Source organism: Streptomyces sp. AK08-02, from assembly GCF_033795085.1.
Lineage (GTDB): Bacteria > Actinomycetota > Actinomycetes > Streptomycetales > Streptomycetaceae > Streptomyces > Streptomyces echiniscabiei.
This window is the reverse complement of the sequence record NZ_JARAZV010000007.1, coordinates 66,846-82,877: the sequence shown is the minus strand read 5'-3', so window position 1 is coordinate 82,877 and position 16,032 is coordinate 66,846. Positions and strand designations below refer to the sequence as shown.

Annotated in this window: 15 protein-coding genes; 4 read left to right on the top strand and 11 right to left on the bottom strand. The window is 70.8% G+C overall.

The window, feature by feature from the left end; translation table 11 throughout:
- Window positions 1-36: 36 nt before the first annotated feature.
- The 4 genes from PV734_RS15910 to PV734_RS15895 form a co-directional block, all read right to left on the bottom strand.
- On the bottom strand, window positions 37-786 hold the full coding sequence (locus tag PV734_RS15910) for a lysophospholipid acyltransferase family protein (protein ID WP_319098334.1): 750 nt from the start codon (window positions 784-786) through the stop codon (window positions 37-39).
- Window positions 787-1,091: 305 nt separating this feature from the next.
- Entirely contained in the window at window positions 1,092-2,342 is a 1,251-nt protein-coding gene (gene rocD / locus PV734_RS15905; protein WP_319289963.1) for an ornithine--oxo-acid transaminase, read from the bottom strand.
- Window positions 2,339-3,151: a dimethylargininase gene (gene ddaH, locus PV734_RS15900; protein ID WP_319098332.1), complete on the bottom strand. Its 813-nt coding sequence runs from the start codon at window positions 3,149-3,151 to the stop codon at window positions 2,339-2,341. The genes rocD and ddaH overlap by 4 nt, the downstream gene beginning before the upstream one ends.
- Before the next feature lie 123 nt (window positions 3,152-3,274).
- Window positions 3,275-3,790 carry an Lrp/AsnC family transcriptional regulator gene (locus tag PV734_RS15895; RefSeq protein ID WP_319098331.1) on the bottom strand — a complete coding sequence of 172 codons (516 nt, stop codon included), beginning with the start codon at window positions 3,788-3,790 and terminating at the stop codon, window positions 3,275-3,277.
- A gap of 100 nt (window positions 3,791-3,890) precedes the next feature.
- Here PV734_RS15895 and PV734_RS15890 point away from each other — a divergent pair, with 100 nt between their 5' ends.
- From PV734_RS15890 to PV734_RS15875, 4 genes are read left to right on the top strand one after another with little or no spacing between them, the layout of a single operon-like run.
- Window positions 3,891-4,658 (top strand): response regulator transcription factor, encoded by a 768-nt coding sequence (locus tag PV734_RS15890; protein ID WP_319098330.1) that lies wholly within the window; start codon window positions 3,891-3,893, stop codon window positions 4,656-4,658.
- 17 nt (window positions 4,659-4,675) lie between these two features.
- Window positions 4,676-5,041: a hypothetical protein gene (locus tag PV734_RS15885; RefSeq protein ID WP_319098328.1), complete on the top strand. Its 366-nt coding sequence runs from the start codon at window positions 4,676-4,678 to the stop codon at window positions 5,039-5,041.
- Between the two features lie 32 nt (window positions 5,042-5,073).
- On the top strand, window positions 5,074-6,837 hold the full coding sequence (locus tag PV734_RS15880) for a cation acetate symporter (RefSeq protein WP_319098327.1): 1,764 nt from the start codon (window positions 5,074-5,076) through the stop codon (window positions 6,835-6,837).
- On the top strand, window positions 6,834-8,048 hold the full coding sequence (locus tag PV734_RS15875; RefSeq protein WP_319098325.1) for a sensor histidine kinase: 1,215 nt from the start codon (window positions 6,834-6,836) through the stop codon (window positions 8,046-8,048). The genes PV734_RS15880 and PV734_RS15875 overlap by 4 nt, the downstream gene beginning before the upstream one ends.
- A 37-nt stretch (window positions 8,049-8,085) precedes the next feature.
- Here PV734_RS15875 and PV734_RS15870 read toward each other — a convergent pair whose 3' ends face one another.
- The 7 genes from PV734_RS15870 to PV734_RS15840 all read right to left on the bottom strand — a co-directional run bounded on the left by PV734_RS15870 (window position 8,086) and on the right by PV734_RS15840 (window position 16,006).
- Window positions 8,086-8,256 (bottom strand): hypothetical protein, encoded by a 171-nt coding sequence (locus tag PV734_RS15870; protein WP_319098324.1) that lies wholly within the window; start codon window positions 8,254-8,256, stop codon window positions 8,086-8,088.
- Between the two features lie 13 nt (window positions 8,257-8,269).
- Window positions 8,270-10,120: a serine/threonine-protein kinase gene (locus tag PV734_RS15865; protein WP_319289961.1), complete on the bottom strand. Its 1,851-nt coding sequence runs from the start codon at window positions 10,118-10,120 to the stop codon at window positions 8,270-8,272.
- Between the two features lie 114 nt (window positions 10,121-10,234).
- The gene (locus tag PV734_RS15860) at window positions 10,235-11,512 is read right to left on the bottom strand and encodes a PASTA domain-containing protein (protein ID WP_319098322.1); all 1,278 of its coding nucleotides are present in this window, start codon (window positions 11,510-11,512) and stop codon (window positions 10,235-10,237) included.
- A gap of 179 nt (window positions 11,513-11,691) precedes the next feature.
- A complete protein-coding gene (locus PV734_RS15855; RefSeq protein ID WP_319098321.1) occupies window positions 11,692-12,645 on the bottom strand; it encodes a cytochrome c oxidase assembly protein in 954 nt (317 codons plus the stop codon).
- A 118-nt stretch (window positions 12,646-12,763) separates the two neighbouring features.
- Window positions 12,764-13,789, bottom strand: coding sequence for a 6-phosphofructokinase (locus PV734_RS15850; protein ID WP_319098320.1), 1,026 nt, complete (start codon window positions 13,787-13,789; stop codon window positions 12,764-12,766).
- A gap of 212 nt (window positions 13,790-14,001) precedes the next feature.
- The gene (locus PV734_RS15845) at window positions 14,002-14,730 is read right to left on the bottom strand and encodes a glutamine amidotransferase (protein ID WP_319098319.1); all 729 of its coding nucleotides are present in this window, start codon (window positions 14,728-14,730) and stop codon (window positions 14,002-14,004) included.
- A 37-nt stretch (window positions 14,731-14,767) separates the two neighbouring features.
- Window positions 14,768-16,006, bottom strand: coding sequence for a MurT ligase domain-containing protein (locus PV734_RS15840; RefSeq protein ID WP_319098318.1), 1,239 nt, complete (start codon window positions 16,004-16,006; stop codon window positions 14,768-14,770).
- Between the last annotated feature and the right edge of the window lie 26 nt (window positions 16,007-16,032).

Below are 16,032 nucleotides of genomic sequence, written 5' to 3'. Positions count from 1 at the left end.
GCGGCCGGCGCCTCGGGCGTTTAACGCCCAGCCGCTTCAACCGAGCGGCATACGCGGGAACTTGCGGCCCCGCTGCTCCTTCTCCGCCCTCTTCTCGGCGGCCTTCTGCTCGGCCTCCTCCTTCTTGGCGACGGCCGCGTACTGGTCGACGTACTCCTGCTCGGAGAGGGAGAGGATGGCGTACATGATCTCGTCGGTGATGGCCCGCAGCACCGCCTTCTCGCCTTCCATCCCCGCGTAGCGGGAGAAGTCGAGGGGCTTGCCGAAGCGGATCCCCACCGGATGGATGTTCGGGATGACCTTGCCCGGCGGCTGCGCCTCGAAGGTGCCGATCATCGCGCACGGAATGACGGGCACCTGGGCCCTGAGCGCCATGACGGCGACCCCGACCTTGCCCTTGTACAGCCGCCCGTCGTGCGACCGGGTGCCCTCCGGATAGATGCCGAGCAGTTCGTCCTTGCCCAGCACCCCGAGCCCCTCACGGATCGCCGCCTGCCCGGCCTCCTTGCCGGACCTGTCCACCGGGATCTGGCCGGCGCTGCGGAAGAAGAACGCGGTCAGCCGCCCCTTGATCCCGGGACCCGTGAAGTACTCGGCCTTCGCGAGGAAGGTGATGCGCCGCTTGAGGATCGCGGGCATCAGGAAGTGGTCCGAGAACGACAGATGATTGCCGGCGACGATGGCGGCGCCCGACGACGGCACGTGTTCGAGCCCCTCGATCCGGGGCCGGAAGACGAGTTTCAGCAGCGGCCCGAGCAGCACGTATTTGAGTACGTAGTAGAACAAGAGGGTCGCTCCTCAGATCAATGCAGGTCAACGCAGGTGGGCGGGGTGCGCGTCGGGACGTCAGTGTATGTGTCGAGGTGGCCACCTGTAACGGGGGCGATCAGCCTCGGATGCCGTCGGGTAGTACCCCGACGGGACGCTTGGAACCCACTCCTGTGCCGAAGGCGAGACCGCCGGTCGCGCGCTGCGCCCGGCGGTCGATCGTCCGATCCCTCTGTGCTCGATCCCGCTGTGGATGACGGCACGACGGGAGACCGGCCCGCCCGGGTGAGGGGTGGGCGTGGGCGCCGCCGTGCCGTCCGCCGTCAGGCTCCCCGCGTCAGCACCCTCTCCAAGGTGCCCAGGGCCGTCTCCAGCTCCTCCCCGGTGACCGTCAGCGGCGGCGCCAGCCGGATCGTCGAGCCGTGGGTGTCCTTGACGAGGATCCCCTCACGCATGAGCCGCTCACTGATCTCCCGCCCGGTCCCGATGGCCGGGTCGATGTCGACGCCCGCCCACAGTCCCCGGGCCCGGAATCCGACGACGCCCTTGCCGACCAGCCCGGTCAGGCCGTCGCGCAGGACGACGCCCGACTCGGCCGCCCGGCGCTGGAACTCGCCGGTCTCCAGCAGTTCGACCACCGCCTGGCCGACCGCCGCGGCGAGGGGGTTGCCGCCGAACGTCGAGCCGTGTTCGCCAGGCCGCAGCACCCCGAGGACGTCCCGGCGCGCGACCACCGCCGACACCGGCACGATGCCGCCGCCCAGGGCCTTGCCGAGGAGCAGCATGTCCGGGACGACACCCTCGTGGTCGACCGCCAGGGTGCGCCCGGTGCGACCCAGGCCGGACTGGATCTCGTCCGCGACGAACAGACAGCCCTTGCGGCGCGTCAGTTCGCGTACGCCGGTCAGATAGCCGTCGTCCGGGATCAGGACGCCCGCCTCGCCCTGGATGGGCTCCAGGAGGACCGCCGCCGTCGTCTCGTCGATCGCCTCCTCCAGCGCCGTCAGGTCGTTGTAGGGGACGATCCGGAAGCCCGGCGTGAACGGTCCGAAGCCCGCCCTCGCCGTCTCGTCCGTCGAGAAGCTGACGATCGTCGTCGTGCGGCCGTGGAAGTTGTCCGCCGCCACCACGATCGTCGCCCGGTCGGCGGGCACGCCCTTCACGTCGTACGCCCATTTGCGGGCCACCTTGACTGCGCTCTCGACCGCCTCCGCGCCGGTGTTCATGGGCAGGACCATCTCCAGGCCCGTCAACTCGGCCAGGGAGGTGGCGAACTGGGCCAGACGGTCGTTGTGGAAGGCGCGGGACGTGAGGGTGAGGCGGTCCAGTTGGCGGTGTGCCGCCTCGATCAGGGCCGGGTGGCGGTGGCCGAAGTTGAGGGCCGAGTAGCCGGCCAGCATGTCCAGGTAGCGGCGGCCCTCGACATCCTCGACCCAGGCGCCCTCGGCGCGGGCCACCACCACGGGCAGCGGGTGGTAGTTGTGCGCGAGGACCGGTTCCTCGGCGCGGATCAGGTCCGCCGAGCTGCGCGTGCCCGTGCCTGCGCCCGTGTTCGTGTCCGTGAGTGCGGTCATGAGCGGATCTCCTGAGTGCAGCACTTGATTCCGCCGCCGGCCTTGCGGAACTCCGACAGGTCGACGGGGACGGGAAGGTAGCCGTGGCGCGTCAGTTCGGCGGCGAGGGCCGTGGCGCCCGGGTCGATGAAGACATGGCGGCCGTCGGAGACGGAGTTCAGCCCGAACGTCATCGCGTCCTCGCGGGTCGCCACGACCGCGTCCGGATACAGCCGGGCCAGCACCTCGCGGCTGCCCGGCGAGAACGCGCCCGGGTAGTACGCGATGTTGTTCTCGTCGAGGACGAACAGCGCCGTGTCCAGATGGTAGAAGTACGGGTCCGTCAGCTTGAGGCCGATCACCGGGACACCGAAGTACTCCTGCACCTCGTGGTGGGCCTCACGGGTCGTACGGAAGCCCGTGCCCGCCAGGATCCAGCGGCCGGCCGGGACCAGGTCGCCCTCGCCCTCGCACACCGACTCGGGGCGGTACACGTCGAAGCCCGCCGACTTGAACCACGTCTCGTACGCGGTCGACTCGGGGCGGCGCTCGGGCGCGTGGAAGGAGGAGCCGAAGACACGGCCGTCGACGACGACCGCCGAGTTCGCCGCGAACACCATGTCGGGCAGGCCGACGACCGGCTCCACGGTGTCCACGGTGTGGCCGTGGGAGCGGTAGGCGCTGATCAGTGAGCGCCACTGCTCCTGGGCCAGATCCACATCCACCCTGGTGTCGGGGTTCATCCAGGGGTTGATCGCGTACTGCACGGCGAAATGTCTGGGTTCACAGACGAGAAAGCGCCGGGGGCGCGGCACACGGCTTTCGGGCACAGAGGGGTTCCTCCGCTTCCTGCAATGTTCCAGTGGGATGACACCACGGTAGGAACTGAGCCCGACGCTCGACAAGCGACAACGATTGCGTGTCCGCGCAGGAATCCTGCGTCTTTGGCGGCGTCAACGCAGGTCTGATGCGTTTCCCGAAGCGTTGTTCGGGGCGGGGTGGGTGGCGCCCGCCTCCGGGCTTTCCGGGAGGAGGTGGGACAGCACCATGTAGCTGATCGTCTTCCGGATGAACGGCTCGGTGCGGATGCGCTCCAGCACGTTCTCGAAGTGCTCCACGTCCGTCGCCCGCACATGCAGCAGCGCGTCCGCGCCGCCCGTCACCGTCATCGCCGCCGTGATCTCCGGATGGTTGCGCACCACCTCCGCCAGCCGCCGGGGAGGCGCCGCTCCCTCGCAGTACACCTCGACGTACGCCTCCGTGCTCCAGCCCAGCGCCGACGGCTCCACCGTCGCAGTGAACCCGGTGATCACGCCCGTCTCGCGCAGCCGGTCCACCCGCCGCTTCACCGCCGTGGCCGACAGCCCCACCGTCGCGCCGATCTCCGCGAAGCTCGTACGGGCGTTCGCCATCAGGGTGGTGATGATCTTCCGGTCCAGCTCGTCGAAAGGCGCCGGCCTGCTGTTCATCCGGGCACTGTATCCAGCGACCGGCGGGCACCGCGCGCGTTCGCCGCTTGGACGCCCGGCACATGTGCACACGTACGAATTCCACCTACACTCCACCTTCATGCTGCGCGCCCTCGCCGTCGACGACGAACGCCCCTCACTGGAGGAACTGCTCTATCTGCTGCGCGCGGATCCCCGGATCGGCAGCGCCGAGGGGGCCGGGGACGCGACCGAGGCGCTGCGTCGCGTCAACCGGGCCCTGGAGTCGGGGCCCGGCGGGCCCGAGGCCATCGACGTGGTGTTCCTCGACATCCACATGCCCGGCCTCGACGGCCTCGACATGGCCCGCCTCCTCACCGGGTTCGCCAAGCCGCCGCTCGTCGTCTTCGTCACCGCCCACGAGGACTTCGCCGTCCAGGCGTTCGACCTCAAGGCCGTCGACTACGTACTGAAGCCGGTCCGCAAGGAACGCCTCGCCGAGGCGATCCGCAGAGCCGCCGAACTGCGCACCAGCGTCCCGCCCGTCCCCGCGCCCATACCCGTGCACGAACCCGACCCCGACCACATACCCGTCGAACTCGGCGGCGTCACCCGCTTCGTCGCCGTCGACGACATCACCCACGTCGAGGCCCAGGGCGACTACGCCCGTCTGCACACCGACCGGGGCAGCCACCTCGTACGCATCCCGCTCTCCACCCTGGAGGAACGCTGGCGCGCCCGCGGCTTCGTCCGCATCCACCGCCGCCATCTCGTCGCCCTGCGCCACATCGGCGAACTCCGCCTCGACGCGGGCGCCGTGAGCGTGCTGGTCGGCACCGAGGAACTCCAGGTCAGCAGGCGGCACGCCCGCGAACTGCGGGACCTGCTGATGCGCCGGCCCGCGGGCTGAGAGGCGGAGCCACACCCATGCCCCAGGATCCCTCCGAACGCCGGGTCGTCGTCACCGGGCCGCCCCGACGCGCCCGCCGGACCTCCGGCTACTACCGGCCGCGCACCGAGATCGACGAACAGACCACCCTCGGCCACACCTATGTCCGCTCCCTGATGCGCTCCCAACTCCGGGCCGCCTTCACCGTGTTCGCCGTCCTCGCACTGCTCGTCGCCCCGCTGCCGCTGCTCTTCGCCGCGCTGCCCGACGCCCACCACCTGGAGTGGCTGATCCTCGGCTTCGGCCTCTACGCACCGCTGGTCCTGCTCGCCCGCTGGTATGTGCGGCGAGCCGAACGCAACGAGCGCGACTTCGTCCGGCTGGTCGAGGACCAGGACCGCTGACCTGCCGACATGACGAACGAGAAGCGGTCACCGTGAACGAGAACTACGCCGTCCCGGCCGTCGCCCTGGTCGTCGTGGCGACGGTCTTCGTCGGCGCGTTCGGCCTGCGGATCTCCCGCACCACCTCCGACTTCTACGTCGCCTCCCGCACCGTCGGCCCCCGCCTCAACGCCACCGCGATCAGCGGCGAGTACCTCTCCGCCGCCTCCTTCCTCGGCATCGCGGGCCTCGTCCTCGTGCAGGGCCCGGACATGCTCTGGTACCCCGTCGGCTACACCGCCGGCTACCTCCTGCTGCTGCTCTTCGTCGCGGCCCCGCTGCGCCGCTCCGGCGCCTACACGCTCCCCGACTTCGCCGAGGCCCGCCTCGCCTCCCAGGCCGTACGACGGCTCGCCGGGGCCTTCGTCGTCGGCGTCGGCTGGCTCTACCTGCTGCCTCAACTCCAGGGCGCCGGGCTGACGTTGGCCGTACTGACCGAGGCGCCCGACTGGGCCGGCGGGGTCATCGTCGCCGTCGTCGTGGTCGCCACCGTCGCGGCCGGCGGTATGCGCAGCATCACCTTCGTCCAGGCCTTCCAGTACTGGCTGAAACTCACCGCGCTGCTCGTCCCCGCCCTCTTCCTCGTCCTCGCCTGGCAGGGCGACGGCGCCCCCCGCCGCGCCTTCGACGAACCCGCCACCTTCCGCGAACAGCGCGTCGTCCGCGTCGACGAGGGCCTCGACCTGAAGCTGAAGGCCCCGCTCACGGTCACCGTGACCGGCACGGTCGACAGCCGCCCGCACACGGACGAGGTCCTCCATCTCCCCGCCGGCACCCACCACATCGACCGCGGCACCCGCCTCACCTTCGCCAAGGGCGCCGCCGTCCCCCAGGCCGACCGCGGCACGGGCGGCGGTATGTCGACCTCCCTCGCCGCGGGCCGCGAGGAACGCCCGCTGTACGCCACGTACGGCCTGATCCTCGCCACGTTCCTCGGCACCATGGGCCTGCCGCACGTCGTGGTCCGCTTCTACACCAGCCCGCACGGCGTCGCCGCCCGCCGCACCACCGTCGCCGTCCTCGGCCTCATCGGCGCCTTCTACCTCCTCCCGCCCGTCTACGGGGCCCTGGGCCGCCTCTACGCCCCCGAACTGGCCCTCACCTCCGACGCGGACGCCGCCGTCCTCCTGCTGCCCGACCGGGTGATCGGCGGCCTCGGCGGCGACCTGCTCGGCGCACTGGTCGCCGGCGGCGCGTTCGCCGCGTTCCTGTCCACCGCGTCGGGACTCACCATGGCCGTCGCCGGCGTCCTCACCCAGGACGTCCTGCCCTCACGCGGCGTACGCCACTTCCGGCTCGGTACGGTCATCGCCATGGCCGTACCGCTCGCCGCCAGCGCCATCGTCGGCGGACTCCCCGTCGCCGACGCCGTCGGGCTCGCGTTCGCCGTGTCCGCGTCGTCCTTCTGCCCGCTGCTCGTCCTCGGCATCTGGTGGCGTCGGCTGACCCCGCCCGGAGCCGCCGCCGGAATGCTGGTCGGCGGCGGCTCCGCGCTCGTCGCCGTGGCCGCGACCATGGCGGGCTTCCCGGGCACGGGCGCCCTGCACGCCCTGCTGGCCTGGCCCGCCCTCTGGTCAGTGCCCCTGGGCTTCCTCACCATGGTCCTGGTGTCCCTGGCCACCCCGGGCCGCGTCCCGGCCGGTACGGCCGCCATCCTGGCCCGCTTCCACCTGCCGGAGGCGCTGTCCGGAGCACACGGCGGTCATGGCGGTCACGGCCTCGGCGGACCGGCGCGCACGGAGGCGACCCGGACATGAGCGGATTCCTCGCCGGGCTCTGCGTGGCCATCCTCCCGCTGCTGGCCGCAGGCTTCTGGCTCGGCCGGCGCACCGCCCGCCCAGAACGACTCGGCGGCCTCGGCACCCCCGTCGAGCACGCCACCTTCGAGACCCTGCACACCGCCTCCCTCGCCGCGCCCCCGCTGCGCGCCGGCCTCACCGAGGAGACCGCCGGCCGCTCGGCCCGCCGACTGCGCACCCTGCTCGGCACGGACGCCCTCTGCCTCACCGACCAGGAGTCGGTCCTCGTCTGGGACGGAGTCGGCGAACACCATCGCGCCGAGATCATGCAACGCCTCACCGGCCCCCTGGAGACCGGCCGGGGCGAAGCCCTCCGCCTCACCTGCGACGCCCCGGACTGCCCCCTGCGCTGGGCCGTCGTGGCCCCCCTCACCGTCGACGACCGCGTCCACGGCGTGCTGGTCGCGTTCGCGCCCCGCGAGTCCGCGGTCCTTGTCCGCGCCGCCGGAGAGGTCGCGAGGTGGGTCTCGGTCCAGCTGGAGTTGGCGGACCTCGACCGGTCCCGCACCCGCCTCATCGAGGCCGAGATCAAGGCACTTCGCGCCCAGATATCCCCGCACTTCATCTTCAACTCGCTCGCGGTGATCGCCTCGTTCGTGCGCACAGACCCCGAGCGCGCCCGTGAACTGCTCCTGGAATTCGCCGACTTCACCCGTTACTCGTTCCGCAGGCACGGCGACTTCACCACCCTCGCCGACGAACTCCACGCCATCGACCACTACTTGGCCCTCGTCCGGGCCCGCTTCGGGGACCGCCTCACCGTCACCCTCCAGATCGCCCCCGAGGTCCTCCCGGTCGCCCTGCCCTTCCTCTGTCTCCAGCCTCTCGTGGAGAACGCCGTCAAACACGGCCTGGAGGGCAAGGGGGCAGCCGCGGGCAAGAGCCACATCAGCATCACCGCGCAGGACGCGGGCGCCGAGGCCCTGGTCGTCATCGAGGACGACGGCGCCGGAATGGACCCGGTCCTGCTCCGCCGTATCCTCGCGGGCGAGGCCAGCCCGTCGGGCGGCATCGGGCTCTCCAACGTGGACGACCGGCTCCGCCAGGTCTACGGCGACGACCACGGCCTCGTCATCGAGACGGCGCCGGGCGCGGGCATGAAGATCACCGCCCGGCTGCCGAAGTACCAGCCGGGCGTCCACTCGGCGGGCCGGCTCTTCGAGGGCTGAACCGGCCCCGCCATTGACCCATACGGGTGTACGGACCTCAGGTGGGCCGGGCGACCACCATCCCGAGGGTGATCAGACCCAGCACCACCCAGCCGAACCACAGCCAGCCGTTGCTGCCGAGCGTCACCGTGTAGGCCGTCACCGCGACGAGCCCACCTACGGTGAGCACCCCCATGGTCTTCGTGGAACTGTTCGTGGAACCGGGCATCGCAACACCCTCCTCATGGCTCTTCTCCCTCCATGGTGCCCCCGTTCTGCCTGCGAACGGTGCACACGACGAAATGCGTTCCGGAGTCCCAGGCTCCGCGCCCCGTCCAGGATCCGGCCTCGTAGACCGACGGATCGAAGCCGTAGTCGGTCGGCGGTACGTCCTTCGAGCAGGCGGTGTCCGACACGTCGCGAGCCTCCTCGAAGGGCACGGCGGCGTCGAGCCGGGTGAATCCGAGGACCTGCTCGTCGTGCGGCTCGGTACAGGCGACGAGCCGCGCCTCCCGCCCGGACGGTGACCGCAGACAGTCCCGCTTCTGCATGGCGGCCGTGTCGCGAAACGCCTGCCCGGCCTCGCGGAACGGCCCGAGCGGCCCGTACACCGGCCCGTTCGCGCCGAGCAGCAGACAGGCCGTACGTCCCTCGGCGGCCCGGAAACCGCCGTCGGTGGGTACGACGGCGTATCCGCGTACGTCCGCCAGCTTCTCCCGGAGATCCCGCGTCCGCTCCTCGCACCGGGCGGGACCCTGCGCCCGCGCCTCGGCGGCGGACCCGGCGTCCACGACCGCCATCACCTGCCCGTCCGGCGCCGCGCCCCCGCAGGCCGGGTCCACGGTCAGCCGTGGAGGCCCGTTGAAGCGCGCGCCGCCGGGCCAGTCGGCGAACACACAGTCGCCCTCCGCCAGGGGCGCGGCGAGACCGACGGGGCCGCCGTACGGCTTCCCGGCGGTCTGCTCGCCGCCGCCCGGCAGCCCGCCGAGGGCCGACCAGAGGCCGACACCGGCGAGGGCGATCCCGAGCAGGGCGCCCAGGGCTGCCAGAAGGGCGCGGGTGCGTCGCGGAGGTCCCGGCGGGGGCGCGTACCGGGCGGGGGAGACGCCCATGGGTGGGGGCGGCGGGGGCGGCGGGGCGCTGTGAGGCCCGTACAACTGCTCCGGCGCACCCCATGGCGGCAGCGACCCCGGGTCGGTCCTGGTGTGCTCGTACGGGTCGGCCTGGGGCGTGACGATGCGGTCCAGGGCCGCTTCCACCCTGGACGCCGTGATCCGCCGGTCCGGGTCCTTGTCGAGCATCGCCTCCAGGACGGGCCCCAGCGCGCCCGCCCGCTCCGGTTTCCGGTGCTCCTCCATGACCACGGCGGTGACTTCCGCGAAATGCGTGTCCCGTTCGAACGGCCCGACGCCCTCGACCGCGTGATACAGCGTGCAGCCCAGCGAGAACAGGTCGGCGGCGGCGGTCGGCGGTCCGCCGGTGGCCCGCTCGGGCGCCAGATAGCCGGCCGTGCCCACCAGGGCGGACGTCAGCGTGTACCGCGTCTCGCCTGCGTCCGGCTGTACCGAGATGCCGTAGTCGGTGAGCAGGATCCGGGAGTACGGCGTCCCGGTGCGGTCCGGCGCCAGCAGGATGTTCGCGGGCTTCACGTCCCGGTGCAGGATGCCCTGCTCGTGTCCGGCGGTCAGTGCGTCCAGGACGGCGAGGCCGATGCGGGCGCACTCGTCGGGCGCCAGCGGTCCGCGCATACCGATCAGGTCACGCAGGTCGAGGGCGCCGGCCACGTACTCCATGACGATCCACGGCAGGCCTTCGTGCTCCAGTACGTCGTGCACGGTCACGACGTTCGGGTTGCCGCGCAGTCCGGCCGCGTGCCGGGCCTCGGCGCGGGCCCTGGCGACTCGGGAGGCGCGCTCGTCGGAGGCCTCGACCGGGTCGCGGAACACGATCTCCTTGAGGGCGACCTCGCAGGCGAGTTGCTGGTCGTGGGCGAGCCAGACATGGCCCATTCCGCCGCTGCCGAGTCGGCTGAGCAGGAGGTAACGGCCGGCGATGACCCGGCCCACTCCCGAGGTGGGTGGTCCTGATGACATCCGGAGACTCCGCTGTATGGGTGGTTCGTCGGCTGCGGGGCGGTGGGGGTTGATCGCGCAGTTCCCCGCGCCCCTGTCGGGGCGCGATGCGCCCCCGACTTCCCGCACGGCTGCCTACGCGGTGGCAGTCGCCGGCGGGCTGCTCGCCTCGGAGGGAGGTGGATCGGGGGGTAAGCCGGCCGGTGGGTCGGAACTGGGGGTGTTGTTCGAGGGCGGGGACGGAGGTGGTTCGGACGAAGGCGCTTCGCTCGTGGGGCCGGTGTCCGGGGTGCTGCTGTCGGGCGGTGTGGGATCGGGTGAAGGCGGCTCGGACGCACTCGGCGTCGGCTTGTCACTGGACGAGGGCGGAGTCGTCGAGGGAGCGGTCGACGGAGTCGAAGAGTCCGTCCCGTCGGGTGACGGGGTGTCGGACCCCGGAGCCGAGCTCCCTCCGACACCTGGCGCCGACCCCGACACCGATCCCGACCCGGGCTCCGATCCTGAGCCCGTCCCGGAGGGCGTGGTTCCGCGGCTTCCGCCGCTGCCGTCGTCGGGTGACCCGGAGTCGATGCGGACGTTCAGCGTGACGTACGAGCCGAAGGGGAGCGCGGCTCCCGGCCCCGGGTCAGACCCGGTGACGATGGCACCGGACGGCGGCAGCCCGGCGCTGTCGTACGCCGTCGCCAGACCCAGGTTCGTGAGGTGGCTGCTCGCCGCGCCGAACGTCGTCCCGGCCAGGCGCGGCACCTGATGCCGCTCGCGCGTGTCGAAGACCTTGTCGGCCTCACCCCTGGTGCCGGTCCGGCGGTAGATGCCCCGCTCCGGTTCGTCCACGTCGACGAGTGCGAACCGGTCGACCTTGCCGGGTGCGGGTCGGACGAGCACGACCTCGTCGGCGTCGTAGTCGCGCCACTTCTTGTTGCCGTCCTCGAACTCGACGGAAATACGGTTCGTGGCGCCCTTGAACGGCCTCAGCGGATTTCCGCATGAACACTTCACCGCGGGAACTCCCGCCTCATCGACGAGAACCGCGATGCCCGCCTGGAGCAGCGCGTCGAAGGGGACGGCTTTTTCCTTCTTGTAGTCGTGGTTCTTCACAAGGGTGTCGTGACGCAGGAGAACGGGTGTGAGCCGGTCGAGATAGGCGGAAATCCCGCTCTGTGGAATATCGACCACACGTGCCCATTCATGGGCCTTCCTGTTGTTCCCGGGGTCGGTGAGGAATTGTTTCAGCCGGTCGACGTCACAGACCGTCGGCCTCTTCGTGCCCCCGTACAGCCCGGGCGTGCTGCCCTGTTGCAGGCTGCTGCCGTGCGCGGGCTGCGAACGGACCTGGGCGTCGTGACCCAGGCCGCTGTTCTCGTCGAAGAACGGCGCGAGTGAAGGCACCCCGGAGGCCACCGCCTTCACCATCGTCAGTGGTGCCTCCCTGTCGCAACCACTGGCGAACAGAACGCACAACAGTGCGATGGACAACCGCTGAAGCCCGGATTTCCTGAAAGCACGCAGTGTCATACCGCTCCCCCCGGCGGATACGTCACGGCCATGCTACTGAATATGAAAGTGTTTCAGGCGGGGGAACGAAATTTGATTCAGCGCCCACGTGCGTTCAGTGAGGCCAAATAGGCGTTGTACGCCTCGAGTTCCTTGTCGCCGTCGCGGTCGGCGGCCCGGTCCTGACGCTTGGCCTGCCGCTGTTCGGAGCTGTGCCACTGGAAGAGCAGGGCCAACAGCACCAGTACGGTCGGGATCTCGCTGAACGCCCAGGCGATCCCGCCGGCCGCGTTCTGGTCGGACAGGGCGTCGATACCGAGCGAGGCGGGCGGATTCCGGTACGAGTCCACCATCGGCGTCGACGCCATCATCAGCGCGATCCCGAAGAACGCGTGGAACGGCATGCCCGCGAACAGTTCCAGCATTCGCATCAGATAGCCGGGCCGGTTCGGGCCGGGGTCGACGCCCATGATCGGCCAGAAGAAGATCAGTCCGACGGCGAGGAAGTGACACATCATCGTGATGTGCCCGGCCTTCGAACTCATCAGGAAGTCGAAGAGCGGTGTGAAGTACAGGACGTAGAGACTGGCGATGAACAGCGGGATGGTGAACGCCGCGTGCGTGACGATCCGCATGAACCGGCTGTGCAGCAGCGCCAGCAGCAGCTCACGCGGCCCCTTCCGCCCCCGTGCGGCGACCGGCAGCGCCCGCAGTGCGAGCGTGATCGGCGCACCGAGCAGAATAAGGATCGGCGAGACCATGCTGATCACCATGTGCTGCACCATGTGCACGCTGAACATGACCATGCCGTAGTCGTTGAGCCTGGTGCACATGACGAGCATGACGGTCAGTACACCGAGCACGAAGGAGACGGTCCGCCCGACGGACCACTTGTCCCCACGCCAGCTGAGCCGCACGACCCCCCAGGCGTACAGCCCGAGCCCGACAAGACAGGCGACCAGAAAGAACGGATCGGCGGACCACCCGAGCCCCCGCCCCAGGGTGAAGGGCAAAAGCCCCATGCCGTCCATACCGTGCCCGCTGTGCTCCATACCCCCAGACTAGAACTGCCCCCGGCAACGACTTGAACCGGGGGCAGGGCAGGTGCCTCTAAGGGGCGCGGGGAACTGCGAGACAAGCCACAGCGGACCCGCACCCGAAGAAACAACCTCAGAGCACGCACTCAGCCTCGGCGTACCGAGCGTCAGGAACGGTCTTGAGCGTTTCGACGGCCTCCGCCAGCGGCACCATCACGATGTCCGTCCCCCGAAGCGCCGTCATCCGCCCGAACTCGCCCCGGTGGACCGCCTCCACCGCATGCCACCCGAACCGCGTGGCCAGCACCCGGTCGTAGGCCGTGGGGGTCCCACCCCGCTGCACATGCCCGAGGATCACCGGCCGCGCCTCCTTGCCGAGCCGCTCCTCCAGCTCCAGGGAGAGCTGCCGGGCGATCCCGGCGAAGCGCTCGTGGCCGTACACGTCCTTGCCGCCCTCGTCGAACTCCATCGAGCCCGCGCGGGGCTTCGCCCCCTCTGCCGCGACGACGATCGCGAACCGCTTGCCGGCCGCGAACCGCTCACCGACGCGCGCGGCCAACTCCTCGATGTCGAAGGGGCGTTCCGGTACGACGATGGCGTGGGCGCCCGCGGCCATGCCGGAGTGCAGGGCGATCCAGCCGGTGTGGCGGCCCATGACCTCGACGATCAGGACGCGCTGGTGGGACTCGGCGGTGGTCTTCAGCCGGTCCAGGGCCTCCGTGGCGACCCCGACGGCCGTGTCGAAGCCGAAGGTGACGTCCGTGACCGCGATGTCGTTGTCGATGGTCTTCGGGACACCGACTATCGGCAGGCCGTTGTCGGACAGCAGCCGGGCCGCCTTGAGCGTGCCCTCACCGCCGATCGGAATGATCGCGTCGAGCCCGAGCTCCTCGACATGGCCCCTGGCCCGCTCCACGCCGTCCCGCAGATGCTCGGGGCGGACCCGGGAGGAGCCGAGGATGGTGCCGCCGCGAGCGAGGATGCCGCTCACCGCGTCGAGGTCGAGCTTGAGGTAGTCGCACTCCAGGAGGCCCTTCCAGCCGTCCCGGAAGCCGATCACCTCGTCACCGTGGTCCACGACGGCGCGGTGTACTACGGACCGGATGACGGCGTTCAGGCCGGGGCAGTCGCCGCCGGACGTCAGGACACCAATGCGCATCGCCCGAAATCCTTCTCCACGTGGGCCGGGACCGGACCACGCTGTCCGGCTCGAACCCCGCCACCATACCGGCGGCGGGGACCAGGGCCGTAGCACCCGTCCGCGTGCTGGACACCGGCGCTCACCTGTGCGGATGCCCCGTCAGACGGGCCGGTGACGCACACGCGGACGGCAGGTGTACAGGTCGGCGCGGGCGTGGGAGTGCGCGCAGGTCAGGCGGGCTGCTGCGCCGCCGAGATCCGCTCGTTGCGCAGCGCCTCGTACCAGCGGTCGTCGGTCGGCGGCAGCGCGTTGACGTCGAGGGCCAGCTTCAGCAGCAGGTCCGCGATCAGCGGGTTACGGGCGAGCACGGGCCCGTGCATGTACGTACCGAAGACCGTGTCGTTGTACGCGCCCTCCGTGCCGTCCCCCGTGCCGTTGCCCTTGCCGAGCCGCACCTTCGCGAACGGGCGCGCCGTGGGACCGAGGTGGGTGACGCCCTGGTGGTTCTCGAAGCCGGTGAGCGGCGGCAGGCCGAGGCGGGCGTCGATGTCCCCGAGTACGTCGCCCACGCACCGCTCGCCCTCGCCGCGCACCGAGACCACGTCGAGGAGCCCGAGGCCGGGCTCGCGCTGACCGAGGTCGTTGATGAACTCGTGGCCGAGGATCTGGTACCCGGCGCACACGGAGAACACGATCGCGCCGTTTCCGACGGCCCGGTGCAGACCGCCGTCACGGCGCAAACGTTCCGCCGCGAGCCGCTGCGGCCGGTCCTCGCCGCCGCCGATCAGATAGATGTCGCCGGAGGTGGGGATCGGCTGGTCGCTGCGCACGTCGAGGCGGGCCACGTCGAGGCCGCGCTGCCGCGCCCGGCGCTCCAGGACGAGTGCGTTGCCCTGGTCGCCGTACGTGCTGAGCAGGTCCGGGTAGATCCACACCAGACGCAGCTGGTTGTCGCTCATGAAGTGATCGTCCTCAGTGGTCGGTTGCCGGCAGTGGTCAGTTGCCGACGCGGCGGCGCAGGTCCTGGAAGGCGGTGTAGTTCGCGATGACCTCGATCCGGCCGGGCGGCGCCATCTGCACGGCCTGGTCGGCGCTCTCGCAGACCTGGAAGTGCTGGTTGGCCACCTCGAGGCGCACCGCGAGGTCGAGCTTGCGGTCGCCGATGACGAAGATCGGGTGACCGGTGAGCTGCGTGTAGTCGACGTCCCACAGCCAGGAGGTGTCGGTGCCGTCGGCGCCCCGCGCGTTCACGGAGAGGATGACCGGGGTCGGCGGCGGGTCGATCAGGGAGAAGGTCTCCAGCCAGCCGGCCGGGTTCTTGGCGAGCAGCAGCCGCAGATCGCGCTGCATGAACTGCACGACGTCGTACCGTCCGGCCACGGCCTGCACCTGGTACATGCGCTCCAGGCCGACCTGCGGCGGTACGCCGAACACGGCGGCGACAGCGGCGGAGGCGGCCGCGTTGGACTTGTTGGCCCGCCCCGGCAGTTGGAGACGGATCGGCCAGGCGGACCCGTGCGGGTCGAGCACGTGGTCGCCGGACAGTGCCCAACTCGGCGTCGGACGGCGGAAACCGCACTGACCGCAGAACCAGTCGTCGCCGGGGCGCTGCATCACACCACCGCAGGACGGGCAGGACCAGGCGTCGTCCTTCCACATCTGACCGGCGGCGACCCAGATCACGTTGGGTGAGGAGGAGGCGGCCCACACGATCAGCGGGTCGTCGGCGTTGGCGACGATCACGGCCTTCGAACCGGCGAGCCCCTCACGCCAGTTCTCGGCGAGCATGCGGGTCTCGGCGGCGCGGTCGAGCTGGTCGCGGGAGAGGTTGAGAAGCGCGATGCACTTGGGGTCCGTGTCCCGGGCGACGCCGGCGAGGTACTTCTCGTCGACCTCGATGACCCCGAACTTGGCGTCCGAGCCGCCCGCGAGCGCCGAGGTGATGCCTGCGGGCATGTTGGCGCCGAGCGCGTTCGACACGACCGGTCCGGCGGCGCGCAGGGCCTCCGCGATGAGCCGCGTGGTCGTGGTCTTGCCGTTGGTGGCCGAGACCAGGATGACGTCCAGGTGCTGGGCGAGCCGGGCGAGGAGGTCGGGGTCGAGTTTGAGGGCTACCTTGCCACCGATCACCGACCCGCTGCCGCGCCCTGCCGCACGCGATGCCGCCGCAACGGCCTTGCCGGCCGTCACTGCCAGCTTGGCCCGCGGAGTGAGCGGGTCCGAGTTGCCTGCCATCAGATCTCGATCCTCCTTGCGTACGC

Bases quoted from the DNA above. Each gene is read 5' to 3' on its own strand.
- rocD (WP_319289963.1), bottom strand. From the start codon at position 2,342: ATGACCGCACTCACGGACACGAACACGGGCGCAGGCACGGGCACGCGC.
- PV734_RS15895 (WP_319098331.1), bottom strand. From the start codon at position 3,790: ATGAACAGCAGGCCGGCGCCTTTCGACGAGCTGGACCGGAAGATCATC.
- PV734_RS15890 (WP_319098330.1), top strand. From the start codon at position 3,891: ATGCTGCGCGCCCTCGCCGTCGACGACGAACGCCCCTCACTGGAGGAA.
- PV734_RS15885 (WP_319098328.1), top strand. From the start codon at position 4,676: ATGCCCCAGGATCCCTCCGAACGCCGGGTCGTCGTCACCGGGCCGCCC.
- PV734_RS15875 (WP_319098325.1), top strand. From the start codon at position 6,834: ATGAGCGGATTCCTCGCCGGGCTCTGCGTGGCCATCCTCCCGCTGCTG.
- PV734_RS15870 (WP_319098324.1), bottom strand. From the start codon at position 8,256: ATGCCCGGTTCCACGAACAGTTCCACGAAGACCATGGGGGTGCTCACC.
- PV734_RS15865 (WP_319289961.1), bottom strand. From the start codon at position 10,120: ATGTCATCAGGACCACCCACCTCGGGAGTGGGCCGGGTCATCGCCGGC.
- PV734_RS15860 (WP_319098322.1), bottom strand. From the start codon at position 11,512: ATGGTGAAGGCGGTGGCCTCCGGGGTGCCTTCACTCGCGCCGTTCTTC.
- PV734_RS15855 (WP_319098321.1), bottom strand. From the start codon at position 12,645: ATGGAGCACAGCGGGCACGGTATGGACGGCATGGGGCTTTTGCCCTTC.
- PV734_RS15850 (WP_319098320.1), bottom strand. From the start codon at position 13,789: ATGCGCATTGGTGTCCTGACGTCCGGCGGCGACTGCCCCGGCCTGAAC.
- PV734_RS15845 (WP_319098319.1), bottom strand. From the start codon at position 14,730: ATGAGCGACAACCAGCTGCGTCTGGTGTGGATCTACCCGGACCTGCTC.
- PV734_RS15840 (WP_319098318.1), bottom strand. From the start codon at position 16,006: ATGGCAGGCAACTCGGACCCGCTCACTCCGCGGGCCAAGCTGGCAGTG.